This window comes from Chromobacterium sp. W521, from assembly GCF_052805975.1.
Window position 1 is genome coordinate 71909 of sequence record NZ_JBRBAF010000004.1, and the last position, 24799, is coordinate 96707.

Consider the following 24799-nt stretch of genomic DNA (forward strand, 5'->3'; position numbering starts at 1 on the left):
CCCCCGGGAAACCGGGGGCTGCTGGCGGCGACTGACGCTGTCGCGAGCTACAACAGAAAGTCCTTGGAGATGCCCTTGCGGCGCAGGATGCGGCGTAGTTGTTCCAGGCCTTCAATCTGGATCTGGCGCACGCGTTCGCGGGTCAGGCTCAGTGCGGCGGCCAACTCTTCCAGCGTGCAGATTTCGTAGCCGTTGAGGCCGTAGCGGCGCTCGATCACCAGTTTTTGCTTCTCGTTCAGTTGGCCCAGCCATTCATGGACGAAGTGTTCCAACTGGCTGTTGTGCAACTGGATTTCCGGCTCGTCATGCTGCTCGTCCGGAATGGACTCGCCGATTGACAGCATCGGGTCGATATCCAGCGGCGCGTCCAGCGAGGCCATGCGCTCGTTGAGGTTCATCACCTTGCGCACATCGTCCACCGGCTTGCCCACCAGATGGGCGATTTCATCCAGCGTCGGCTCGCGGCCGATCTGGCTTTCCAGATGGCGCGAGGCGCGCAGATAAACATTGAGCTCCTTGATCACATGCACCGGCAGGCGGATGGTGCGAGATTGATTCATGATGGCGCGTTCTATGCTCTGGCGAATCCACCAGGTGGCATAGGTGGAGAAGCGGAAGCCGCGCTCCGGATCGAACTTCTCCAGCGCGTGCATCAGACCGATATTGCCTTCCTCGATCAGATCCAGCAGCGCCAGGCCGCGGTTGATGTAATGCTTGGCGATGTTCACCACCAGCCGCAGATTGTGTTCGATCATCTTTTGCCGCGCTTCGAACTCGCCGGCCACCACGCGGCGGGCCAGAGCCAGTTCTTCCTGCGGCGTCAACAGAGCGTTGTTGCCGATATCGTTGAGGTAGATTTGGGTGACGTCGGCAACTTCTTCGTATACCGGCTGCGCTTCGCCGACTTCCTCTGCCTCCACTTCAGCAACGGCTTCCTCATTGCTTTCCTCGTCGAGAATTTCTTGCTCTTCGAGAATGTCGAGTTCGCTACTCATGTTCTACCCCCGTCTCTTTCTGATCCTGGACGGGGGCCCCGGCCGCCCGTCAGGACTTATGGTCAAGGTACTGCATCGGATCCACCGGTTTACCGAGGCGGCGGATTTCAAAGTGCAGTTTCACTTGGTCGGCGTCGGAATTGCCCATTTCGGCAATCTTCTGCCCTCGCTTGACAGACTGGCCCTCCTTTACGAGCAACTGGCTATTGTGGGCGTAGGCCGACAGGAAGGATTTATTGTGCTTGATGATGATCAGCTTGCCGTAGCCGCGCAGGCCCGTGCCGCTGTACACCACTTTGCCGTCTCCCGCCGCCAACACCGGCTGGCCGCTACGACCGCTGATGTCTATGCCCTTGCTGCTATCGGAATACCCCCGGATCATCTTGCCTTCGGTAGGCCATAGCCACGGCACCGCGTCTTCGTCCGCTTTCGCCGCGGGCTTGCTGGCCTCGGGCTTGCTGGACGGCGTCGCCGCCGGGGCTTCGGCCTTGGCCGGAGCGCTTGCCGCCGCCGGCGAGCCGGCGGAGCTGATCGGGGCTTGAGCGTTCTTGTTGTTGCCCGGTCCGCCCTCGCTCTGGGCGGACAAGGTTTTTGCTGCTTCTGCGCTATAAGGCAGTTTCAGGGCTTTGGGGTAGGCCTTGACACCGCCAGCTTGGACAGTTGCGCTTTCCACCGGAGCGCTTGACTGGGCCGGCGCGCCGGCCGCCGTCGGCTGGCCGGCGCTGGCCGCCGGGGAGGCGTCTCCGCCAGGCGGGGTCAAGCGCAGCACTTGTCCTACTTTGATATTGTTGTCCGGCAGGTTGTTCCAGGCCGCGACATCCTTGTATTTCAGGCCGTTGTTCAGAGAGATGCGGAACAGATTCTCCCCCGGCTGAACCACATGGGTCTTTTCTCTTGTTGTCGCGCCCGCCGCTGAGACGGAGCCTATCGGCGCGGCGGACACTCCTCCGTTATCCTGATACGGCGTTGTTACCGCCGCATTGCTGCCGCTTGTAGCGGCGGGCGCCGGAGGCGGCGCGTTGCGAGCGGCTGCCGGTGTTGCGCTTTCCACGGGGGCCGGCTGCTGGGCGATGCTGCTGCATCCGCTCAGGGCGATGCCGATCGAGGCCGTGAATATATATGCATAGCTGCAATGCATTTTTAGCATACTTTTGTTTTTTATAGTCTGTTTAAGTGATTTGATAAATTGTCGGACAAAGAAACTGTTGTGTTTTTGCAGTTCTAACTGCGTCCGGCAAGCAAGGGTACGAATTTCACCGGGTCCAGCCGGCTTTTCTGCAGGCCTTGCGCGGTTTTCTCTATCAGCCACAAGTACTGTTCCTCTTCGCCTATCGGCATGATCATGCGGCCGCCGTCGTTGAGCTGTTCGACCAGGGCCTGGGGGATGTTGCGCGCGGCGGCGGTCATGATGATGCCGTCGAAGGGCGCTGCCTCGGCCAGGCCGAAGTGGCCGTCGCCATGAACCAGGCGGGCGTGCACCAGCTTGGCGGCGCGCAAATTGCGTCTGGCTTTGTCAAGAATGGCGCCCAAGCGTTCAATGGAGTAGACCTCGGCGCCGGTCTTCAGCAGCACGGCGGTCTGGTAGCCGCAGCCGGTGCCGATCTCCAGAACCTTGCCCGGCTTCTTGCCATTCAACAGGATTTCCGTCATCCGCGCCACGGTGAAGGGCTGGGATATCGTCTGGCCGTGGCCTATGGGTAGCGACACGTCGTCATAGGCGCGGGTGGCTAGCGCCTGGTCTACAAACAGGTGACGCGGCACGTCCGACATCGCGGTCAGCACGCGTTCGTCGGCCACGCCGTTTTGGCGCAATCGCTCGACCATGCGGCGTCGGGTGCGGTCGGAAAGCATGCCGTAGGCCGGCTGGCCCGGCGTCAGCTGTGGTGTAGCCATGTTTTGATTCCGTCTAGTTGGCCATAGGCGGTTAAATCCAGCATGAGCGGCGTCACTGAAATATCGTTGTTGGCCAGCGCGCCGAAATCCGTGCCCGCGCCGGCGTCTTGCACATTGCCGACCGGTCCTACCCAGTATATCGTCTCGCCGCGCGGATTCTGAGACTTGATCACCGGCTGCGCGCAGTGGCGGCGGCCCAGGCGGGTGACGGTCAATTGACCCAGTGCTTCCGGGGCGATGTCGGGCACGTTGACGTTGAGCAGTACGGGCTCGCGGAACGGGGTCCGTTTGCAGCGTTCCACCAGTTGATCGACGACCAGCCCGGCGCTGGCGAAGTGCTGGCCGCTATAGCCCGCCAGCGACACTGCGATGGAGGGGATGCCCAGCATGAAGCCTTCGGTGGCGGCGGCCACGGTGCCGGAGTACAAGGTATCGTCGCCCATATTGGGGCCGTGGTTGATGCCGCTGAACACCATGTCAGGTTTGAAGTCCAGCATGCCGGTTACGGCGAGGTGCACGCAGTCGGTGGGGGTGCCGTTGACGTAGTGAAAGCCGTTGGCGGCCTTGCGCACGGTCAAGGGGCGATCCAGGGTCAGGGAGTTGCTGGCGCCGCTGCGGTCCCGCTCCGGCGCGACAATGACGACTTCGCCGTGGCGGGACAGGGTTTGCGCCAGCATGGCCAGTCCCGGAGCGAAATAACCGTCGTCGTTGCTGATGAGAAACTTCATGCTGTCTTTCTATTGTTTTGGCCGGCAAAGGTGGCCCGGCTGATTGTATCGCTCCAACGATGACGCGGAAAAGTCCGGCGTGGAAGACCGATAAACAAAACCCGCCGGTGGGCGGGTTGGGGAAGGCGGCTCAGGCGTAATAACGCTGGCTGAATTCCAACATGCGCTCGATCGGCAGCCGCGCCGCGTCCATTTGCTCCCGGCTGAGGTAGTCGATGCGCAAGCCCACGCCCTGTTGCGCGCGCTTCACCGCTTCTATGGTGTTCATCTTCATGTACGGACAGGAGTTGCATTGGCAGCCGGCGTAGATCGGCGCCTGGCGCAGGTCCAGATCTGGGCGGGCCAGACCCATGTTGTAGAGGATGCCGTCTTCGGTAGCGACAAAGATCACCGCGTCGGAGCTGCCGGAGAATTGCTTGACCCAGTTGAGCATGCCGGAGGTGGAGCCTACGTAGTCGGCCTTCTTCAGCACCGGCAGCGGGCTTTCCGGGTGGGCGATCAGATATTTTTCCGAGCCGGCAACCGCGAAGGCCTCGTCCAGCGCCGCTTCGTTGAATTTGTCGTGCACTTCGCACACTGCCGACCACAGCGGCATGTTGTAGTCGTACTGGTAGTTGAGGTAGCCGCCCATATTGCGGTCCGGCGAGAAGATGACTTTTTTGCCTTCGGCGTACAGGTGGGCAATGATGTCGTCGACATTGCGGCTGGTGACGATCCAGTCGGACAGCGCTTTATGCTCGGCGCTGGAGTTGATGTAGGACACGTGCACGTGATCCGGGTGCTGCTTGCGCCATTTGGCCAAGGCGGCCACGTCGGTCTGGGTCACCAACGAGCAGGTGGAGCCCGCGTCGGGCAGAATCACTTCCGCCTGGGGATTGAGAATTTTCGCGGTTTCCGCCATGAAGCGCACGCCGGCAAAAACGATGATGTCGGCATTGGCTTCCTTGGCGTACAAAGAAAGCTCCAGGCTGTCGCCAACCTTGTCGGCCATTTGCTGGATTTCAGGCTGGGTATAGTAATGAGCAAGCGTGACGACGCGTTTCGTCATGATGGATCGACTCCCGCCGCCATTCGGCCTCTGATGTAACCAGAGCGTGGGCGACTTTGTGCGGTGCAGTAAAGAGCTATTGCTAAACAGTAAAGATTAACAATATTGTAGTGTCCGCGCCAGTCCATTCTTGTTAGGCCGCTTGCGGCGGAGTGGAGCGAGATGGATTCGGCTTGCCGGAGGTCAATATGACGTCAAGGTTCAGTCTGCATGATGATGGCTCGGCGGGCGGCGAGCACGACGACGAGCACGATTACAATCACCCGCATCGTCATCCCCATGGCGGGGTGACGGGGGCCGCGGCGCGCGCCGCCAGCATGCGCGCTTTGCGCTGGGTGGCGCTGCTGACGGTAGGTTTTGCCTGCGTGGAGGCGGTGGGCGGCTGGATGACGGGGTCCCTGGCCCTGCTGTCCGACGCCGGCCATATGCTGACAGACTCCATATCGCTGCTGCTGGCCTTGTGGGTTGCGCATATAGGCCGCCGTCCGGCGGACGAGTCGCATTCCTTCGGCCATGGCCGCGCGGAGGTGATCGGCGCGTTTCTGAACAGCTTGTTCATGTTCGGCGTTATCGTCTTCATTTCGGTGGAGGCGGTGCGGCGTTTGCTGGAGCCGCATCCGGTCAACGGCCTGGGCGTGATGGGCATCGCGGTGGTGGGCTTGATGGTGAATGTGCTGGCCGCGTGGATTCTGAGCCACGGCGCGCACAGTTTGAACAGCAAGGCGGCGCTGCTGCACGTCATGGGAGATTTGTTGGGCTCGCTGGCCGCGATCGCGTCCGGGGCCATTGTGTTTTGGACCGGCTGGACGCCGGCGGACCCGATCTTGTCCATGCTGGTGGCCTGCCTGATCCTGTCGTCGACTTGGAGGTTGTTGCGCAAGTCGTTGGCGGTGTTGATGGAAGAGGTGCCGGCGGAGCTGGATTTCAACCGCATCGGTCGCGCCTTGGGCGGCATCGCCGGGGTGAGGTCGGTGCATGATCTGCACATCTGGACCATGGCTGCCGACCGCGTGGCCTTGTCTGCGCATTTGCAGGTGAGCGCGCCGCAGGATTGGCCGCGCATCCTGGCCGCCTGTCAGCGCATGCTGTCGCGCGAGTTCGGCATCGATCATGTGACTTTGCAGCCGGAGTGGCCCCTGCCGCCGCCGGCGGGGAAAACCGTGCCGGTTACCATTATTTCCGAGGATAAGCATCAATGAGGCCGCATTACCTGACACCGTTGTTTTCGCCTCGCAGCGTAGCCGTGATCGGCGCCAGCGACACGCCGGGCTCGATCGGGCAGGCGGTGTTCGCCAATCTGCTGGCGGGCAACTTCCAGGGCAAGCTGTTTCCGGTCAACCTCAACCACAAGGTGGTGGCCGGGGTGCCCGCGGTGGCTTCGGTGCGCCAGATCAGCGAGCCCGTGGACCTGGCGGTGGTGGTGACCGCCACGCGGACTTTGCCGGCGATCATGAAGGATTGCGGCAAGAAGGGCATCAAGGCGGTGCTGCTGGCCAAGGAGTTCGCGGACAGCGAGCAGCTGGAGCGGGAGATCATCAACGAGACGCTGTCGATCAGCCGTCATTTCGGCATCCGCATCCTGGGGCCCAACGTGCTGGGCCTGATGCGGCCGGTGGCGGGCTTCAATGCCAGCAATTACACCAGCAAGGTGAGGCCGGGCAATCTGGCGCTGGTATCGCAGTCGTCGGCGTTGTGCACGGCGATGCTGGACTGGGCGGACAGCAAGGGCATCGGTTTTTCCAGCGTGATTTCGGTGGGCAACGCCTTGGACGTCGGCTTTGGCGAAATTCTGGATTACCTGGTGGCGGACAACTTCACCCAGGGCATTCTGTTGCATGTCCACCACATTCACGACGCGCGCCGTTTCATGTCGGCCTTGCGCGCCGCGGCGCGGACCAAGCCGGTGGTGGTGATCAAATCCGGGCGTTACGAAGACGCGGTGACCGGGGTCACACACTCAAGCAATCTGGTGGAAAGCGGCGATGTGTTCGACGCCGCGCTGGCACGTGCAGGCGTGCTGCGCGTGGACACCATTGCCCAGTTGTTCACCGCCGCCAAAGTGCTTGCCGCCAACTACCGGGTGGGCGGCAAGCGGTTGGCCATCGTCACCAACGGCATCGGCCCCGGCGTGCTGGCCGCGGACAGCGCCTATTCCAACCGGGTGGAGCTGGCCAAGCTATCCGACGCCACCATGGAACTGCTCAATGGCGTCTTGCCGCGCAATTGGTCGCGAGGCAATCCGCTGGACATCATCGGCGACGCCAGTCCCTCGCGTTTTCGCACCGCGGTGAAGGCCTGTTTGGACGATCCCAATGTGGACGGCGTGATGGTGGTGTTTACTCCGCAGGCCGGCACGGATCACCTGACAACCGCGCAGTTGATGATTGGCTTGCAACGCGAATCCAGCAAGCCGCTGTTTTTGTCCTGGCTGGGTGACGCCAAGGTGTCGGAAAGCCGCGAACTGTTTTCCAAGGCCAAATGCGCGCATTTCCGCGCGCCGGAGTACGGCATTGAGGTATTCCGCAATCTGGCGGCCTACCAGCGCAACCAGCAGTTGCTGTTGCAGACCCCGGGGCCGCTGGAAGGCAAGCGCGCGGATCCGGATGTGGCCAAGGCGCGCAAGGTCATCGCCGCCGCGCTGAAGGATGGGCGGGATATCTTGTCCGAACGGGAGTCAAAGGAAGTGCTGGCCGCTTTTCAGATCCCGGTCAATCCCACCCGGCTGGCGCGTACCGCCAACGAGGCGGTCAAGCAGGCCGACAAGATTGGTTACCCTGTGGTGCTGAAGATCGATTCGCCGGACATTATTTATAAGTCCGACGTTGGCGGAGTGGAACTGAACATCAGCAACGAGGCGACGCTGCGCGAGGCATTCGACGCCATCATCAGCCGTACGCGGCAGGCAAGACCGGAGGCGCGCATTGACGGGGTCTCGGTGCAGCCGATGCGCAAGCGCCGCTTCGCCCGCGAAGTGATGGTGGGCGTTACCCACGACGAGGCCTTCGGCCCAGTGATCACTTTCGGCGCCGGGGGCATCGCGGTGGAGGTGATGCACGACCGCGCGCTGTCGCTGCCGCCGCTCAACGGTTATCTAGTGGCCAGCATGATCCGCCATACCCGCATCGGCCAGTTGCTGGGGGCGTTCAAGAACCTGCCGGCGGTGGATCAGGACGAATTAGAGGATGTGCTGCTGCATGTGTCGGAAATGGTGTGCGAACTGCCGGAACTGCGCGAAATGGACATTAATCCGTTGGTGGCCGACGAGCAGGGGGTGATCGCGCTCGACGCCCGCATCATCGTGCGGCCGCGGCGGCCGGATTTGAAGCGCTACGGCCATATGGCGATCATGCCTTATCCCAGCCACATGGTGGTGTGCGCCAAATTGAACGACGGCACCAATGTAATGGTGCGGCCGGTGCGGCCGGAAGATGCGGATATGCAACAGGAGTTTGTGCGCAATCTGTCCGAGGAAAGCCGCTACAACCGCTACCTGTCCAGCATCAAGCAATTGTCGCAAAGCATGTTGGTGCGTTTCACCCAGCTGGATTACGACCGCGAAATGGCGTTGGCGATGACGCGGGAACACAAGGACGGCGAGGAAATGCTGGCGGTGGCCCGCTTCATCACCGATCCGGACAACGAAGGCTGTGAGTTCGCGCTGGAAGTGGCCGACCGTTGGCAGGGCAAGGGCATAGGTTATTTATTGATGAGCGCCTTGTTCGACGCGGCGCGCGAGCAGGGCCTGAAAGTGATGCGCGGCGAGGTGTTGGCCGGCAACAAGGGCATGCTGAAACTGATGCACAAGCTGGGGTTTTCCGTTGAGCCTCACCCGGAAGACCGGGCCCTGACCATGGTGTCCAAGAGCTTGTAACGGCGGGCTTGACAGCCGTCTTGCATTAAGCGCTTGCAAGATAAGGGAAAACTGACCTAAAATCGTGGGCTTTTCTACATACCGTTTTTATTCAAGGACAATCGACAATGGTAGTGATTCGTCTGGCACGTGGCGGCGCCAAGAACCGTCCGTTCTACAACATCGTGGTGACCGATTCCCGTAACCGTCGTGACGGTCGCTTCATCGAGCGCGTTGGCTTCTACAACCCGGTTGCCAACGAGAAGCAAGAGCGCGTCCGTTTCACCATGGACCGCCTGAACCACTGGGTAGGCGTTGGCGCTCAAGTTTCCGACGCCGTTGCCAAGCTGCTGAAAGAGCAGAAGGCCGCTGCCTAAGCGTTCGTTGATACATCAACTGACGGACTAGGCGCATGCGCAGCGAAGATCTCGTAGTGATGGGGTTTGTGCGTGGCGCCTTTGGTGTCAAGGGCTGGGTAAAAGTCCAGGCCGACACCGAATACGCTGACGGTCTGTTCGACTACCCGGTCTGGTGGCTGGGCAAGGAGAACGACTGGAAGCCGTACACATTTGAAAATGGCGCTCTCCAGCCCAAGGCGCTTGCCGCCAAGCTGGAAGGCGTGGAAGACCGCGATGCGGCCGAAGCCTTGCGCGGCATGCAGATCGCTGTGCCGCGCGCAGAGTTGCCGGCCGCTGAAGAAGGCGAATACTACTGGGCTGATCTGATCGGCCTGGAAGTCGTCAATCAGCAAGGCGAAGTGCTGGGCAAAGTCAGTGAATTGATGGAAACCGGCGCCCATGATCTGTTGGTAGTGCAGGGCGCGGACGCTCAGCGCATGATTCCCTTTGTGGATCAGTATGTGCTGGAAGTCCAGCTTGCCGAAGGCAAGATCCAGGTGGACTGGGGTCTGGACTACTGATGCAAATCGACGCGGTAACGCTGTTTCCGGAGATGTTCGATTCCATCGCCCGCTTTGGCGTTAGCCAGCGGGCGCTTGATTTGGGCATTTGGGGTTTTCAGGCTTGGAATCCTCGCGATTTCACGCACGACAACTACCGCCGGGTTGACGACCGGCCTTATGGCGGCGGCCCCGGCATGGTGATGCAGATTGAGCCATTGGCGCAGTCGATCGCTGCGGCCAGGGCGAGGCAGGCGCAAGCCGGAGCCGAGCGCAGCCATGTGATTTATCTTTCACCCCAAGGCCGTCCGCTTACGCATGAGAAGGCGGCGGAGCTGTCGCAGCGAGCGGGCTTGATCCTGCTGTGCGGCCGCTACGAGGGCGTGGATGAAAGGTTGATCCAGCGCGAAGTCGACGAGGAGATTTCCATCGGCGACTACGTTTTGTCCGGCGGCGAGCTGCCGGCCATGGTGTTGATGGATGCGGTGGTGCGTTTGCTCCCAGGTGTCCTGAACGACGCGCAGTCGGCTTACGAAGATTCATTTGTGGACGGGCTTCTTGATTGTCCGCACTATACCCGACCCGAAGACTATCAGGGCATGCGGGTGCCGGATGTGTTGTTGTCCGGTAATCATGCGCTGATCGCTAAATGGCGGCTGAAACAGGCGCTGGGCAGGACGATGCAACGTCGCCCGGATTTGCTGCAAGGCCGTATTTTGACAAAACAGGAATCTCGGCTGCTGGCGGAGTACCAGCAGGAACAAGATCTCCAGAAAAACCAGGAGTGAATCATGGATCTGATCCAGAAACTCGAGCAAGAAGAAATCGCCCGCCTGGGCAAGACCCTGCCGGAATTCGCACCGGGCGACACCATCGTCGTTCAGGTGAAGGTTAAGGAAGGCAACCGCGAACGTCTGCAGGCTTACGAAGGCGTGGTTATCGCCAAGAAAAACGCTGGCCTGAACAGCGCTTTCACCGTGCGCAAGATGTCCGCCGGCGAAGGCGTAGAGCGTACTTTCCAAACCTACTCCCCGCTGGTGGCTTCCGTTGAAGTGAAGCGCCGCGGCGACGTGCGTCGCGCCAAGCTGTACTACCTGCGCGGCCGTACCGGCAAATCCGCACGCATCAAGGAAAAACTGCCGGCTCGCAAGCAAGGTTAAGCCTTGTCGAGTCAGGCTTAGGCTTGATGACGGTTCAAAGCGCAAGGCGATGCCTTGCGCTTTTTTATTGCCGGAGCGTCGGAGGCGGAAAATAGAATACAGCGCGGTAATCGACGCGCCGTTCGGGCAGCTGGGCATTTTGTGTCTCGACGGCGCGCTTGTGAATCTGGAATTCTTGGCTGAGCGGCAAGCTCTCAGAGCGCCGATGCCGCGCAGCCTGGAACAAGAGGTGGCGGAGCAACTGCGCGCTTATTTCGTTGATCCGCGTTTCGGCTTCAGCCTGCCCTACCGTTTGCAGGGCAGCGAACACCAACTGCGTGTTTGGGGCGAGATAGAGAGGATTCCTTGCGGGCAGATGAGGCGCTATCAGGATATCGCCACGGCGCTGGGTTCGTCGGCGCGGGCGGTGGGCAATGCCTGCGGACGCAATCCTGTGCCCATCATCGTGCCTTGCCACCGCGTGGTGGCTCGCAATAGCCTGGGCGGCTTTAATCGCTCATTGGGCCGGGAAACCGTCGACATCAAGCAGTGGCTGCTGGCGCATGAGTTTGGGTGTTGAGCAGCGCTAAGATAGGCGCAAGACGGATGTTTTGCGCGCCGTTCTGGATATCTTTACGCTAGGCCCGGCTCGCGCGTGATGAAGAGGTAGGACTTGCGAGGGAATGTTTTGCCGGTGAGTCGGACAAAGACTGAAGATTATTCGGCATGGGTGTTCCGCGCGGGCGGCTTGACGCGCACTTCAGCGGACGACGACAAAATGGATGCGAGCAGCGAAGAGATGAAGGCGGCCGAGGAAGCCATCGATGCGTTTTTGGACCAGCTATGGCTGAGCGATGGTTTGTCCAAGAACACCCTGGCCGCGTATCGACGCGATCTTGGCAAGCTGGCCGCGCGTCTAGGAGATAGCGGCGCGCGTTTGACGGAGGCTGGCCCCGAGCAGCTGGAGCAGGCGTTATTGCTGGGGGTGGATTGCGAGAAACCGGCGACCCGGGCGCGGATGGTGTCGGCGATGAAGCGCTTTTATCAATATCTGACGCAGGCGGGTTTGCGCGATGACGACCCTTGCGCCCGCTTACGCGCGCCCAAGCAAGGGCCGCGTTTGCCCAAGTCTCTGTCCGAGCGGCATGTGGAAGCCTTGCTGGAGGCGCCCGATGTGGCCACGCCCTTGGGCCTGCGCGACCGGGCGATGCTGGAGCTGCTTTACGCCAGCGGCCTGCGCGTGTCCGAGCTAGTAGGCCTGACGCTGCAGCAGGTGAACTTGCTGGACGGCTTGGTCAAGACCATGGGCAAGGGCAATAAGGAAAGATTGGTGCCCTTGGGCGAACTGGCTCAGGAGTGGCTGCAGCGCTATTTGGTAGAGGCGAGGCCGCTCTTGTTGGCGGGAGCGGTCTGCGACACCGTGTTCGTGACCCAGCGCAAGGCGGGCATGACGAGGCAGATGGCTTGGCATTTGATTTCGCAGTACGCCAAGCGGCAGGGCTTGCCGGCAGTGAGCCCGCATGTGTTGCGACATGCTTTCGCGACCCATCTGGTCAATCACGGCGCGGATTTGCGCGTGGTGCAGCTCTTGCTGGGGCATTCGGACATATCCACCACGCAGATTTATACCCATGTGGCGCGGGAGCGCTTGAAACAGCTGCACGCCAAGCATCATCCGCGCGGTTGAGACGAAAAGAAAAACGCCCGCTTTAGCGGGCGTTGCGTGTTGCGTAAGCAAAATCAGGCGGGTTCGGGCGTCAGAGCCTGGTGGTCGAATTGCAGCTCTACCTTGTCGTCCACCACGGTGACGGTGACTTCACCGCCGGTGACCAGCCGGCCGAACAGCAACTCGTCTGCCAGCGCCTTGCGCAGCGTGTCTTGAATCAGACGCGCCATCGGGCGGGCGCCCATCAGCGGATCGAAACCGTTCTTAGCCAGGTAGCGGCGCAGTTCGTCGGTGAAGTGGATATCCACCCGCTTCTCGGCCAGCTGCTGTTCCAACTGCATCAGGAACTTGTCCACCACTTGCAGGATGATCTGCTCGTCCAGCATCTTGAACGGGATGATGGCGTCCAGACGGTTGCGGAATTCCGGACTGAACTGCTTCTTGATGTCTCCCATCTCGTCGCCGGTCGCCTTGGTCTGAGTGAAGCCCAGAGTGGGCTTGGACAAAGACTCGGCGCCTGCGTTGGTGGTCATGATGATCACCACGTTGCGGAAGTCCGCCTTGCGGCCGTTGTTGTCGGTCAGCGTGCCGTGGTCCATCACCTGCAGCAGCACGTTGTAGATGTCAGGATGTGCTTTTTCGATCTCATCCAGCAACACCACCGCGTACGGATGCTTGTTGATCGCTTCCGTCAGTTGGCCGCCCTGTTCGAACCCGACATAGCCCGGAGGTGCGCCGATCAGCCTGGACACCGCATGGCGTTCCATGTATTCGGACATGTCGAAGCGGATCAACTCCACGCCCAGAATATAGGCTAGCTGGCGCGCCACCTCCGTCTTGCCAACACCGGTGGGGCCGGAGAACAGGAAGGATCCGATTGGCTTTTGCGGATTGCCCAAGCCGGATCGCGTCATCTTGATGGCGCTGGCCAGTCCTTCGATGGCCTTCTCCTGCCCGAACACCACGTTTTTCAGATCGCGCTCAAGGTTCTTCAGCACGTTCTTGTCATCGGACGATACGGTCTTGGGCGGAATGCGCGCGATCTTGGCGACGATGTCCTCGATCTCGGTCTTGTTGATGACCTTTTTCTGCTTGGACTTGGGCAGAATTTTCTGCGCGGCGCCGGCCTCGTCTATCACGTCGATGGCTTTGTCCGGCAGATGGCGATCGTTGATGAAGCGCGCCGACAGCTCTGCCGCGGTGGATAGCGCGGATTGCGTGTACTTGACGCCGTGGTGAGCCTCGAAGCGCGACTTCAGCCCCTTGAGGATTTCCACGGTCTGTTCCACCGTCGGTTCGTTGACGTCGATCTTCTGGAAACGGCGCGACAGCGCGTTGTCCTTTTCGAAGATGCTGCGGTACTCGTTGTAGGTGGTCGCCCCGATGCAGCGCAGGCTGCCGTTGGAGAGGGCGGGCTTGAGCAGATTGGACGCGTCCAGCGTGCCGCCCGAGGCCGCGCCGGCACCGATCAGGGTATGAATCTCATCGATGAACAGAATGGCGTTGCTGTCCTCGGTCAGTTGCTTGATCACCGCCTTCAGCCGCTGTTCGAAGTCGCCGCGGTATTTGGTGCCGGCCAACAGCGCGCCCATGTCCAGTGCGTAAACGGTGGATTTGGCCAGAATCTCCGGCACTTCGCCGTTGACGATGCGGCGCGCCAAGCCTTCGGCGATGGCGGTTTTGCCCACGCCGGCTTCGCCCACCAGCAGCGGGTTGTTCTTGCGGCGGCGGCACAGGATCTGAACGGTGCGTTCCAACTCGGATTCGCGGCCGATCAGCGGATCTATCTTGCCTTCGCGCGCCTGCTGGTTGAGGTTCTGCGTGTAGTTTTCCAAGGCGCCGCCCGGACCGGTGGCCTGTTCCTCGCTCTCCGCTTCGCCGCTGCTGTCGCGCGGCTCTTGCGGTTGCTGCTGCGAGCGCTGCTTGGTGATTCCATGAGAAATGAAATTCACCACGTCCAGCCGCGAAATGCCTTGCTGGTGCAGGTAGTACACCGCGTGGGAGTCCTTCTCGCCAAAGATGGCCACCAGAATGTTAGCCCCGGTCACCTCTTTTTTGCCGGAAGACTGCACGTGCAGGATGGCGCGCTGAATCACGCGCTGGAAGCCGAGTGTGGGTTGAGTTTCCACCTCCGCCTCTCCAGGCACGGTGGGGGTGTGCTCATCGATAAAATCGCCCAGCTGTTTTTTCAGCTGGTCGATATTGGCTCCACATGCGCGCAGTACTTCGGCAGCCGACGGGTTGTCGGTCATCGCGAGTAACAGATGCTCCACGCTGATGAACTCGTGGCGCTTGCGCCTTGCGTCCATGAACGCCATGTGCAGGCTTACTTCAAGCTCCTGGGCAATCATCAGTTTTCCTCCATAACGCACTGGAGCGGATGCTGGTGCGCTTTCGCATATTGCAACACCTGCTCGACCTTTGTTGCAGCCACGTCTTTGGTATAAACGCCACACACGCCGTGACCTTGCGTGTGGACTTGCAGCATGATGTGAGTGGCCTTTTCGCGGTTCATGTAGAAGAACTGCTGGAGAACCTGGATCACAAAATCCATTGGGGTGAAATCATCGTTCAATAACAAGACCTTATACATCGGGGGTGGGTTTTCCCTAACCCGGGACGCCTCTTGTATGGCATCGTCCTTGAACTGCGTAGACATGTCGGCTTTCGTGGAATCTGCGTCTTACTTCAATTTGGGTTCCCCGAGAGTTTTTTTCAAGGGGACTGGCACTTTTCCTCTTCGACTTGACGATGAGCGGCGGGTTGCGTAGAAATGCAGCTGGTGCTTGGCTTAACTGTTTGGCATTTTTTTGCGCTAGGCAAGCCAGACAACTCTTATTAAGCTCTAAGTTGGTCGGCTTCACCAGCCTTTTTTTGCAAGGAAGTAAGAATGGCATTAGGTACCGTTAAGTGGTTCAATGACGCTAAAGGTTTTGGCTTCATTACTCCGGATGAAGGCGGCGAAGACTTGTTCGCTCACTTCTCGGCCATCAACATGCAAGGCTTCAAAACCCTGAAAGAAGGGCAGCGTGTAAGCTTTGAAGTGGTGTCCGGTCCGAAGGGCAAGCAAGCGTCTAATATTCAGAACGCGTAACACTGGTTTTACTGTCTGTCTGCCGTAAGGCAAACAGCCCAGCTGATTGATGAAAAGCCCGCCATCCGGCGGGCTTTTGTTGTTGTCAGACCGCTGCTTTGGCCGCTCTTGGCGCGGCTGGGCCAAATTGGCGCGCCAGCGCGATAAAGGTGAGCGCGCCCGCGGCGGCCAGCAGCAGCCAGGGCAGGCCGGCTTGATGCTGGTTCTGAGCAAAGTCGTACAGCCAGCCGCCGGCGAGAAAGCCTCCGCCGCCGCCCAAGGCCAGCCCCAGCCTGCTGGCGCCCATATAGCTTGCTCTGGCTTCCGGACGAGCCAGGCTGGCGACCAGGGTTTCCCGCGCAGGTTCGGTGATGAGGGTGCCGAGAAAGAACACCGCCAAGATGACGAAGGCGGCCAGCGGTTGCCGCACCGCGGCCATGCAGGCCAGGCTGAGGCTCATCAGCGCAATGCCGGCCAGTACTCGGGTTTCCAGGCGGAAATGGCGTTCGCCCAGCCGCGCCAGCGGGTAAAGCAGGCTGAGCGACAAGGCGGTTTCCAGTCCGTACATCCAGCCGACGGCCTGAGGGGTGCCGGTCAATTGCTTGATTGCGATGGGCAGCAGCAACATGATCTGCACGCTGAGCAGGTAGTAGCCGCTGAGCGTGAGCACCAGTTTCAGAAAGCGGCGGTCGTTCAGCACCGTGCGGATAGAGGCCAGCGCCGGCGCGCGCCGCGCGGCCACGCGATAATCCGGCAGCAGGCAGGCGTTTGCCGCCGCCGCGGCCAAGAACGCGGCAGCGCCGCCCAGACAGACCCAGCGGAAGTCGAACTGCAGCAGCCAGGAGCCGAACAGGGCGCCGCCTACTGCGCCGGCGCTGTCCTGCATCATCAGCAGGGAATAAAAGCGATTGCGCTCGCGGGGTCTTGTCAATTTGGCCACCAGCGCGGAGCGGGGCGGATCGAACAGCGTGCCGCCCAGGCCGGAGAGCAAGCAGGACAGCCAGAGCTGCCACGGCGAGTCCGCCTGCGCCATGGCGGCGAAGCCGGCGGCGCGCAGCAGCATGCCGGCCACAATCAGGGGTTTGGCGCCGAAACGGTCAGCCAAGGATCCGCCGAACAGGCCTAGTCCCTGCTGGGTGAATTGACGCAGGCCCAATCCAAAGCCCACCGCGGCGGCGGTCCAGCCGAGTTGATCGACGAAATGAAGGCTGATCAAGGGAAAAACCATGAAGAAACCGAATACCACGATCAGGTTGTCCACCAGGATGAAAGCTTTGCCCAAGGTCCGGGCCCGCTTTAGCAGTGCCATGAAATCTCCTTATTTTCATGTCATTCTATGAGTGCCCCTGATATTCTGTAACTGATTAATCTGTAATAGTTAATATTGGATTTTCTTATGTCTATCGTCCTCTCGGATTTGAGCCTGCTGCTGGATATCGCTGAGTTGGGCAGCTTCAGTCAGGCTGCCGCCAAGCGTGGCTGGTCGCAGCCACAGGTCAGTCAGAGAGTGCAAGCGTTGGAGTTGGAACTGGGGGTATGCCTGTTTCATCGCCATCGGCGTGGCGCGGAACCCACAGCGGCCTGCCTGGCCTTTTTGCCATCGGCACAGCAGGCGGTGTCGGCTCTGGAGCAGGGGAGGGAAATCCTGCAGGGCACGCCGGCCTTACCCTGTTTGCGGCTTTCTTGTCTGCCATCGCTGACATCGGCGGTTTTTGGCCCCTTGTTGTTGGATCTGGCCGAAGCGCCGCTGGAAATCCGCTGCGACACCGACCATTCATCGCAGATCATGCAGAACCTGTTGTCCGGTTTGGTGCAGGTGGGTTTTGTGCTGCGTTGCCCGGCGATGGCGGGCATTCAGATGGAAACGCTGTGGCGCTCTCCCATCGTGGCGGTGGCAGCGGCCGGGCATCCCTTGGCGGAGCGCGAACAGCCGCTGTATCTGGAGGAGGCGGCGGCTTACCGGATTGCGCCCCAGTACTGGGGTGTGGAGTGTGACGAGTTGATACGACGGCTGCGTCTGGCTCGCACCGTCGCCCAGCCCATCCATGCGGTGCAGCCGGCGTCAGCGGCTAGGGAACTGGCTTTGCGCCACGGCTTTCTTTGCTTCATGCCGGAGTTGTCGATTCAGTCTGATCTGGCCGACGGTGTTTTGCGCCGGCTGAAAATTGCAGATCTACCTGCCTGGCAGTGGGAGGTGACAATGGCTTGGCGCGCAGGCAAACGCAGGGACGAAGGGAAGGAGTTGGTGTTGGACGCCGCCCGGGCCTTGGCCGGGCGGTGGGCGTCAATGGCGTCCGGCTAGCGACTCGGCTGCGCTCTGCGCCAGCTGGCTGTATTGTTGGCCGAATTCGGCCACCATCTGGCGTAATTTGGCGGTGTCGCGGGCAATGATGGTCTTGAGCAGGTTTTCCAGGAAGAGTTGGGTCTGTTCCATTTGGCTCTTGCCGGCTCGCAAAATGGCGAACAGACAACGCTGGGTCAGCGGCAGCAAATCCTTCAGGGTGTGCTCCAAGTAGCGGTTGCCGGCATAGAGGTACAGGGTGTCGAGGAAATCGACGCCGTGTTCGTAAAAGCCTTGCAAATCGTCTTTGCGGTTGCACTCGGCCAACTGGGTGGTGACTTCGAAGAAGTGGGCCAGGTCGTCGTTCTGCCAAGAGGTGGCGAGGTTACAGACGGCTTGATCCAGCAGTAGAAACCACAGTTCGAAGAAATGGCGCACATCCTGACCCGTGATGCTGGACACCACCGCGCCGCGGCGCGGGAAAATCTCCACCAGATGGCGGCGTTGCAAAATCAATAAAGCTTCGCGCACGGACCCGCGGCTGACTTCCAGCTCCGACGCAATGCGCAATTCCTGAATGCGCTCCCCTGCTTGCATCGTGCCTTGTATGATTTGTTTGCCCAGGTATTGGGCGATTTGTTCGGTCAGTGAGTCGTTCGCTTTGAACGTCATCTTGCTCTCCGGAATAGAATATTATTATTTTCCTATGTTTGATATGCGAGGGCAATCAAACTGCAATGTTTGTCTGGCAGTAGTTTGTCCGACAGATTGTTGTTATCAAAACATTATCAGTGGTTTTGAGGCCAACTGTTGTCAACTTGCCGCACTAGACAAGCATTACTGAGGTTTTGCTTGCGCATTCATCATATCAATCATACGATTAAAACGCTTGTTTGAAATGGCTGACACGAGAGGGGCTATCAAAATAAGCGAGAGGCGTCGGAGAGGTATTTCCGCCGTCTCGCGGACTCGGCCGGCGGCCGGCCCGCGCGGGGAAAGCAGCCTAGCAGGCGACAAGCGGCGCAAGCCGAATGTCGCCGCAAGCGGGCCGTCCCGCGAGGGCGTTGAAGCCGGCGCGGCGTTCGCGAACTTTAGCGGGTTGTGTCCGGTGTGGAACCGGGAGTGTGATTCAGGCCTTCGCCTTTGGCGAAGGCCTTTTTTCTTGCCGTTTATTCCGGGCGACGGCAGGCCATCAGATAGTTGACGGCGGTATCTTCGCCCAGCGAGTAGATGCGGGTCAGCGGGTTGTAGCTCATGCCGCGGACCGCGTCCATATCCAGACCGGCGTTGCGGGCCATGCGCGATAACTCCGAGGGCTTGAGGAAGCGCGCGTACTCATGGGTGCCGCGAGGCAGCATGTTCAGCACGTATTCGGCGCCGACCACCGCCAGCAGGTAGGATTTGGCATTGCGGTTGAGCGTGGAGAAGAACACCCAGCCGCCGGGTTTGACCAGGCTGGCGCAGCTGCGCACCACGCTTTGAGGGTCCGGCACGTGCTCCAGCATTTCCATGCAGGTGACCACGTCGAAGCTTGCCGGGGCTTCCTCCGCCAGCTCCTCTATCGCCACGCAGCGGTAATCCACCGCCACGCCGGACTCCAGGCTGTGTAGTTGGGCCACTTTCAGCGACTTTTTGGCCAGGTCTATGCCGGTGACGGCGGCGCCACGGGCGGCCATGCTCTCCGCCAGGATGCCGCCGCCGCAACCCACGTCCAGCACTTGCTTGCCGGCAATGGCCGCGCGTTCGTCGATGAAGCCCAGGCGCAGCGGGTTGATTTCATGCAGCGGCTTGAATTCGCCGCTCATGTCCCACCATTTGTGCGCCAGTTGGCTGAATTTGTCGATTTCGGTTTCGTCTACATTGATCATGATTATTTCGCCAGGATGCGATGACGCCAGTCTTCGGCGCGAGCCTTGAGCGCGGCTTCGTCCAGGGTCTTGAGTTGGCGTTGCTCCAAAAGGGCCTGACCTTTGACCCAGACGTGGCTGACTTGTTCGCGGCCGGCCGCGTAGACCACATGGGAGATTGGATCGAAGGCCGGGGCGGTTTCGATGGCGGAGAGGTCGATGGCGATCAGGTCGGCCTGTTTGCCGGCCTTGATCGAGCCAACCTTGTCTGCGATGCCCAGCGCGCGAGCGCCGTTGAGCGTGGCCATGCGGATGGCCGCGGCGGCCGGCACCGAGGTGGGGTCCAGGGTGCCCACTTTGGCCAGCAGCGCCGCCAGCCGGGTTTCCGCCAGCATGTCCAGCTTGTTGTTGGAGGCGGCGCCGTCGGTGCCTATGCCCACGGCGATGCCTGCCTGCAGCATTTTGGGAATGGGGGCGATGCCGGAGGCCAGTTTCATATTGGACGAGGGATTGTGCGCTACCGACACACCGTGCTTGGCGGCGATTTCGATTTCCTCGTCGTTCAAATGCACCATATGGGCGGCGATCAGACGCGGGGACAGCAAGCCCAATTGTTGCAGGCGGGCCAGCGGGCGCTGATGGCGTTCCTTGACGCTGTTGTTCACCTCGTCCGCGGTTTCGTGGATGTGGCAGTGGATCAACATGTCTTCTTGCTCGGCCAGCGTCACCACTTTGGCGAAGGTGTCGTCCGACACCGTATAAGGCGCGTGCGGCGCCAGCGTGAAGGTGATCAGTTCTTCGCCCAGGAACTGGCGACGTTCGGCCAGCGATTTGCTGATGTAGTCGTCGGCGTTGCTGGCGTAGTTGGTGGGGAACTCCAGGATGGAACAGCCCACAAAGGTGCGCATGCCGGAGGCCAGGCCGGCGCGAGCCATTGCGCCGTGATAGAAATACATGTCGTTGATGGTGGTGGTGCCGCCGCGGATCATTTCCCCCATTGCCAGCAGCGCGCCGTCAAACACGAAGTCGTCGCGGACATGTTTGCCTTCGGCCGGCCAGATATGGTTGGTCAGCCAATCCATCAGCGCTTTGTCGTCGGCCAGGCCGCGCAAGAGCGTCATCGCGGAGTGGCCGTGAAGATTGATCAGGCCGGGCATCAGTACGTGGTTGGGCAATTCCACGCGTTGATCCGCCTCCAGCGCGCCGGCTTGGTCGGCTGGAATAATCGCGGCAATCCTGCCATTCTTCAAAGCAATGGCGTGGTTTTCCAGGATTTCACCGTCTTCCTCTACGGTAATGATCCAGCGGGCGGTGATAACTTTGTCATAACGGGACTGGGACATGGGGCAATCCTGGCGCGATTTTGAAGTGACGTGGATTGTAGGCCGAGGCTAAATTCAAGGCAATGATGGAAGGTGGGAGGAAGCGTCGGAGCGTGCCGGGGAAAGGCTTGCCGGATCCGTGCTTGACAAGGCGATGACTAGTGAATATTCCAGCATTTTGCCGGGATTATCCGGTGTATACTTTTGAAAATATGAACAACTGACGCATGGGCTCAATTGCCTGCGGCTAATGGCGAGCGATAATAAACGCAAACATGGCACACCACGCTGACGATAAATCCACAGCCAGTACCGGCCTCTCCCTTAGGGCTGTCTTTCTCATCGCCGTAGTGCTGGGCTTGCTGATTCCCGCGTCCATCATCAGTTATCTGAGTTTCAATATTCAAAGGGACGCGCTGACCGCCCAGCTGGAAACCGATCAAAAACGCCTGCTGGACATCGTGGCCCTGGGCATGCAGGAGCCCCTGTGGAACCTGAGCCGCCAGGCAGGCAATCCCTTGATCGCTTCGGTGATGGAAGACGCGCGGGTGGTTTCCATCCGCGTCACAGATACCCAGTCCAATCAGATATTCCTGTCCTCGGTACGCGCGGAGCGTCGTATCGGCAGCGTGTCCTTTGTGGAAAAACCAGTGATTTATCGCGGCGAGGAAATCGGCCAGGTGACGCTGGAATTCGATAATGAGCATCTCGCCATCGCGCTTAATAACCAGATCAAGAACATCCTGATGATTCTGGCGGCGCAACTGGTGTTGTCCATTCTGCTGATCATGAGCATTTTGCATTCGCGTTTCCTCAGCCCGATGAAGGCGCTGACCGAGCAGGCGCGTTTGCTGGCCGAGCTCAAGCTGGACCGGCCGTTCGAATGGCAGCGCCGCGATGAGATCGGCCATCTCGGAAAGCATTTGGAATGGACTCGAGCCGAGCTTAAGCGCTTGCTGGACGAGCTGCGCGCCAAGACGCTGGCGCTGGAGGCGGATATTTCCCGACGCCGCGAGGTGGAGGACGCGCTGCGCCGCTCCGAGAACAAATACCGCGAGTTGTTTTGGTCCAACCTCGATGGCATCGTGATCAGCTCGCTGGACGGCCAGGTGATAGACGCCAACCCCGCCTTCCTCAACCTGATGTGCTACAGCCTGGATCAGCTCAAGCTGCAGAATTTCTGGACTTTGGTGGGGCCGGAGAGCGAGGCGCTGGAGCGCTTCAATCTGGACAACAAGGTGCTGCGTTTCGGTTATTGCGACGAGTTCGAGGCCACCTATATCAACCGCTTCGGCAATCCGGTGCCGGTCAGCGTCAAGACTGTGGCGATGCGCGACGCCTTCGGCCGCATCAACGCGGTATGGCGCATGGTGCGAGACATCTCCGAGAAACGCGCGGCGGAGGAGAGGGTGCAACTGGCGGCCAAGGTGTTCGAGAACACCGTGGAAGGCATCATGATCACCGACGCGGACAAGCGCATCCGCAGCGTCAACCGCGCCTTCACCGAAATCACCGGCTACACCCAGCATGAAGTGCTGGGCCAGAAGACCAGCGTGCTGTCCTCCGGCCGCCACGACCAGCCGTTCTACGAGCAGATGTGGCAGTCCATCGCCGACCACGGCTCCTGGCAGGGCGAGCTGTGGAACCGGCGCAAGAACGGCGAGGTGTTCCCGGAATGGCTGGCGATCAACGCGGTGCGCAACAGCCTGGGCGAAATCACCCACTATGTGGCGATCTTCAGCGACCTGACCGAACGCAAGGCGGCTGACGAGCGTATTCAGTTCCTCGCACATTTCGACGTATTGACCAGCCTGCCCAACCGCGTGCACATGCAGGACCGGGTGGAGCTGGCGATCCACAATGCCGGCCGCGACAACGAGCGGCTGGCGCTGTTGCTGCTGGACCTGGACCGCTTCAAGACCGTGAACGAATCGCTGGGCCATACTGCCGGCGACACCCTGCTGCAAGTGGCGGCGGACCGCATCAAGGGCGTGCTGGGGCCGGGAGAGATGCTGGCGCGTCAGGGCGGCGACGAATTCATCGTCTTGCTGCCGGTGATTTCAGATCCCGGCGAAGCGGCGCTGGCGGCGGAGCGCATCCGCGATGCTTTCTCCGCCTCGATAGAACTGCACAACCATGTGATCACCATCACGCCGTCGATAGGCATCAGCGTTTATCCGGACGATGGCCGCGACTACGAAACTTTGGTGCGCAACGCCGACGCGGCGATGTACCACGCTAAATCTTCTGGCCGCAACAGTTACAAGTTCTACACCGCCGACCTCAACGCCCGCGCTCGCGAAATCCTGGCGATCGAAAGCCAGCTGCGTTTTGCGCTGGAGCGCGAGGAGTTCGTGCTGCACTATCAGCCGCAGGTGGAAATGGCCAGCGGCCGCATCATCGGCGCGGAGGCCTTGATCCGCTGGAATCATCCGTCACTGGGCGTGCTGGGGCCGGTGCGCTTTATTGAAGTGGCGGAAGAACGCGGTTTCATCGTTCAGATCGGCAACTGGGTGATAGGCGAGGCCACGCGCCAGTTGGCCGCTTGGCGCAGCCAGGGCCTGCCGGAATTGACTCTGGCCATCAATCTGTCCGCCTTGCAGTTCCGCCAGTCCGATCTGGCCGAGCAGATCACCTCGGCGCTGGCCGCCAACGGCCTGCCCGGCCATGCGCTGGACATCGAGGTGACCGAGAGCGTGGTGATGGAGGACGCGATGGCCACCATCCAGGCCATCGACAATATGAAGAATATGGGGTTGAAGCTGTCCATCGACGACTTCGGCACCGGCTATTCCAGCCTGTCCTACCTGAAGCGCTTCAAAGCGGATAAATTGAAGATCGACCGCTCCTTCGTGCGCGACATCCCGCACGACGCCGACGACACCGCGATTGCCCGCGCCATCATCAATATGGCCAAGAACCTGAATATGAAGGTGGTGGCGGAAGGGGTGGAGACGATAGAGCAATGGCACTTCCTGCAACGCGAGGGCTGCGAGTACGTACAAGGCTACTTGATCGCCCGGCCGCTGCCGGCGGATGAGTTTGTCAAACTGCTGGCTCAGGACAGCCTGTTGCCGCAGGAGTGAGATGGCCTAAGGCTGGGGCGGGAGTGCGCTGATGACTTTCAAGATTGGCGACGATGCGGTAGATATCGGCAAGGAAGTGTTGTCGCGCAGCCTGGACTTCGTGCCTATTCCCATCCTGATTTCTGAGTCTGGCACCAAGCTGGACCAGCCCGGCCAGCGCATCCATCGCTATCTCAACCGAGCGTTCCTGCAACAGATAGGTTACACGCTGGAACAGATGCCGGACATGGAGGCCTGGTTCCGCTTGGCTTATCCCGATCCGGTCTACCGCTTGGAGGTGGAGCAAAGCTGGTTGCAGGCGGTGAAGGACAGTCTGGCACTGGGCCGCAACCTGGCGGAGATGACGGTGCATGTGTGCTGCGCCGACGGCCGGCTGCGTTGGTTCATCGTCACCGCCCAACTGCACGCCGACCTGCTGCCTAACTGGCACATCGTCACCTTTCGCGATGTGGACGACCTCAAGTGCATGATGGACGATAACGCTCGTCTGTCGCGCACGGACTTTCTCACCGGATTGATCAATCGCCGCGAGGCGGTGCGCCAGTTGGAGTCCGCCTGGCTCCAATGGCTGCAGACGCGTCGGCCGTTCGCCGTGCTGCTGTGCGATATCGATCACTTTAAGCTGGTGAACGACCGTTTTGGCCATGACGGCGGCGACTATGTGCTGGTGGAAGCGACGCGTTTGTTGCGCGAGGCGTTTCCGGACTTGATCTGTTCGCGCTGGGGCGGGGAGGAGTTCCTGCTGTTGGCCCCGGACGCCGACCATGCCAAGGCCGCTGCGCTGGCGGAGCGCGTCCGGCAGCGGCTCGCCAGCGCCAATCTGCAGTGGCAGCAACAGCCGGTGCCGTTGACGCTGAGCATAGGCCATGTTTGTGTTCAGCCCGGTCTGGAAGTGGAGGCTTTGCTTCAGCGCGCGGATGTCGCCTTGTATCGGGCCAAGGCGGCGGGGCGCAATTGTTGCCGGGAGGGGTGA

At 60.5% G+C, this 24799-nt stretch carries 23 protein-coding genes; 12 read left to right on the forward strand and 11 right to left on the reverse strand.

Going from position 1 to position 24799, the window contains the following annotated elements; all coding sequences use genetic code 11:
* Positions 1-47 precede the first annotated feature (47 nt).
* The 5 genes from rpoS to nadA form a co-directional block, all read right to left on the reverse strand.
* Entirely contained in the window at positions 48-995 is a 948-nt protein-coding gene (gene rpoS, locus ACUXV1_RS06855) for an RNA polymerase sigma factor RpoS (protein ID WP_019102885.1), read from the reverse strand.
* 49 nt (positions 996-1044) lie between these two features.
* On the reverse strand, positions 1045-2046 hold the full coding sequence (locus ACUXV1_RS06860; protein WP_446014787.1) for a peptidoglycan DD-metalloendopeptidase family protein: 1002 nt from the start codon (positions 2044-2046) through the stop codon (positions 1045-1047).
* 170 nt (positions 2047-2216) lie between these two features.
* Complete coding sequence (locus ACUXV1_RS06865) at positions 2217-2888, reverse strand: protein-L-isoaspartate(D-aspartate) O-methyltransferase (protein WP_043632250.1); 672 nt, start codon at positions 2886-2888, stop codon at positions 2217-2219.
* Positions 2870-3616 carry a 5'/3'-nucleotidase SurE gene (surE, locus tag ACUXV1_RS06870; RefSeq protein ID WP_019102882.1) on the reverse strand — a complete coding sequence of 249 codons (747 nt, stop codon included), beginning with the start codon at positions 3614-3616 and terminating at the stop codon, positions 2870-2872. Before surE ends, ACUXV1_RS06865 begins: the two co-directional genes overlap by 19 nt.
* A gap of 130 nt (positions 3617-3746) precedes the next feature.
* Positions 3747-4664: a quinolinate synthase NadA gene (gene nadA / locus ACUXV1_RS06875; protein ID WP_446014788.1), complete on the reverse strand. Its 918-nt coding sequence runs from the start codon at positions 4662-4664 to the stop codon at positions 3747-3749.
* Positions 4665-4852: 188 nt separating this feature from the next.
* On the opposite strand from nadA, the gene ACUXV1_RS06880 reads away from it, so the two are divergent.
* From ACUXV1_RS06880 to xerD, 8 genes are all read left to right on the forward strand, one after another.
* Complete coding sequence (locus tag ACUXV1_RS06880) at positions 4853-5863, forward strand: cation diffusion facilitator family transporter (RefSeq protein ID WP_446014790.1); 1011 nt, start codon at positions 4853-4855, stop codon at positions 5861-5863.
* Positions 5860-8535: a bifunctional acetate--CoA ligase family protein/GNAT family N-acetyltransferase gene (locus ACUXV1_RS06885; RefSeq protein WP_019102879.1), complete on the forward strand. Its 2676-nt coding sequence runs from the start codon at positions 5860-5862 to the stop codon at positions 8533-8535. Before ACUXV1_RS06880 ends, ACUXV1_RS06885 begins: the two co-directional genes overlap by 4 nt.
* Positions 8536-8642: 107 nt before the next feature.
* Positions 8643-8891, forward strand: coding sequence for a 30S ribosomal protein S16 (gene rpsP / locus ACUXV1_RS06890; RefSeq protein ID WP_019102878.1), 249 nt, complete (start codon positions 8643-8645; stop codon positions 8889-8891).
* Between the two features lie 35 nt (positions 8892-8926).
* Entirely contained in the window at positions 8927-9433 is a 507-nt protein-coding gene (gene rimM / locus ACUXV1_RS06895; protein ID WP_114151988.1) for a ribosome maturation factor RimM, read from the forward strand.
* A complete protein-coding gene (gene trmD / locus ACUXV1_RS06900) occupies positions 9433-10200 on the forward strand; it encodes a tRNA (guanosine(37)-N1)-methyltransferase TrmD (protein WP_019102876.1) in 768 nt (255 codons plus the stop codon). Before rimM ends, trmD begins: the two co-directional genes overlap by 1 nt.
* A gap of 3 nt (positions 10201-10203) precedes the next feature.
* Positions 10204-10572 (forward strand): 50S ribosomal protein L19, encoded by a 369-nt coding sequence (gene rplS / locus ACUXV1_RS06905; protein ID WP_019102875.1) that lies wholly within the window; start codon positions 10204-10206, stop codon positions 10570-10572.
* A gap of 205 nt (positions 10573-10777) precedes the next feature.
* Positions 10778-11131 carry a methylated-DNA--[protein]-cysteine S-methyltransferase gene (locus tag ACUXV1_RS06910; protein ID WP_446014792.1) on the forward strand — a complete coding sequence of 118 codons (354 nt, stop codon included), beginning with the start codon at positions 10778-10780 and terminating at the stop codon, positions 11129-11131.
* Between the two features lie 198 nt (positions 11132-11329).
* The gene (gene xerD, locus ACUXV1_RS06915) at positions 11330-12238 is read left to right on the forward strand and encodes a site-specific tyrosine recombinase XerD (RefSeq protein WP_446014794.1); all 909 of its coding nucleotides are present in this window, start codon (positions 11330-11332) and stop codon (positions 12236-12238) included.
* A gap of 53 nt (positions 12239-12291) precedes the next feature.
* On the opposite strand, the gene clpA is transcribed toward xerD, so the two are convergent.
* Positions 12292-14568 carry an ATP-dependent Clp protease ATP-binding subunit ClpA gene (gene clpA / locus ACUXV1_RS06920; RefSeq protein ID WP_043632262.1) on the reverse strand — a complete coding sequence of 759 codons (2277 nt, stop codon included), beginning with the start codon at positions 14566-14568 and terminating at the stop codon, positions 12292-12294.
* A complete protein-coding gene (gene clpS / locus ACUXV1_RS06925) occupies positions 14568-14876 on the reverse strand; it encodes an ATP-dependent Clp protease adapter ClpS (RefSeq protein WP_019101854.1) in 309 nt (102 codons plus the stop codon). Before clpS ends, clpA begins: the two co-directional genes overlap by 1 nt.
* A gap of 231 nt (positions 14877-15107) precedes the next feature.
* On the opposite strand from clpS, the gene ACUXV1_RS06930 reads away from it, so the two are divergent.
* On the forward strand, positions 15108-15311 hold the full coding sequence (locus ACUXV1_RS06930; RefSeq protein WP_019101271.1) for a cold-shock protein: 204 nt from the start codon (positions 15108-15110) through the stop codon (positions 15309-15311).
* Positions 15312-15396: 85 nt separating this feature from the next.
* Here ACUXV1_RS06930 and mdtH read toward each other — a convergent pair whose 3' ends face one another.
* Positions 15397-16599, reverse strand: coding sequence for a multidrug efflux MFS transporter MdtH (mdtH, locus tag ACUXV1_RS06935; protein WP_446014795.1), 1203 nt, complete (start codon positions 16597-16599; stop codon positions 15397-15399).
* An 87-nt stretch (positions 16600-16686) separates the two neighbouring features.
* On the opposite strand from mdtH, the gene ACUXV1_RS06940 reads away from it, so the two are divergent.
* A complete protein-coding gene (locus tag ACUXV1_RS06940; RefSeq protein WP_043632267.1) occupies positions 16687-17592 on the forward strand; it encodes a LysR family transcriptional regulator in 906 nt (301 codons plus the stop codon).
* On the opposite strand, the gene ACUXV1_RS06945 is transcribed toward ACUXV1_RS06940, so the two are convergent.
* The 3 genes from ACUXV1_RS06945 to ACUXV1_RS06955 all read right to left on the reverse strand — a co-directional run bounded on the left by ACUXV1_RS06945 (position 17575) and on the right by ACUXV1_RS06955 (position 20761).
* Positions 17575-18243, reverse strand: coding sequence for a GntR family transcriptional regulator (locus ACUXV1_RS06945; RefSeq protein WP_019101268.1), 669 nt, complete (start codon positions 18241-18243; stop codon positions 17575-17577). The genes ACUXV1_RS06940 and ACUXV1_RS06945 overlap by 18 nt on opposite strands.
* Positions 18244-18740: 497 nt before the next feature.
* Positions 18741-19439 (reverse strand): bifunctional 2-polyprenyl-6-hydroxyphenol methylase/3-demethylubiquinol 3-O-methyltransferase UbiG, encoded by a 699-nt coding sequence (gene ubiG, locus ACUXV1_RS06950; RefSeq protein ID WP_446014796.1) that lies wholly within the window; start codon positions 19437-19439, stop codon positions 18741-18743.
* 2 nt (positions 19440-19441) lie between these two features.
* Positions 19442-20761, reverse strand: coding sequence for a TRZ/ATZ family hydrolase (locus ACUXV1_RS06955; protein ID WP_081554359.1), 1320 nt, complete (start codon positions 20759-20761; stop codon positions 19442-19444).
* Positions 20762-21015: 254 nt separating this feature from the next.
* Here ACUXV1_RS06955 and ACUXV1_RS06960 point away from each other — a divergent pair, with 254 nt between their 5' ends.
* Together ACUXV1_RS06960 and ACUXV1_RS06965 are read left to right on the forward strand one after the other, a co-directional pair.
* Positions 21016-23826, forward strand: coding sequence for a bifunctional diguanylate cyclase/phosphodiesterase (locus ACUXV1_RS06960; RefSeq protein ID WP_043632279.1), 2811 nt, complete (start codon positions 21016-21018; stop codon positions 23824-23826).
* Between the two features lie 31 nt (positions 23827-23857).
* Positions 23858-24799 carry a sensor domain-containing diguanylate cyclase gene (locus ACUXV1_RS06965; RefSeq protein WP_052370278.1) on the forward strand — a complete coding sequence of 314 codons (942 nt, stop codon included), beginning with the start codon at positions 23858-23860 and terminating at the stop codon, positions 24797-24799.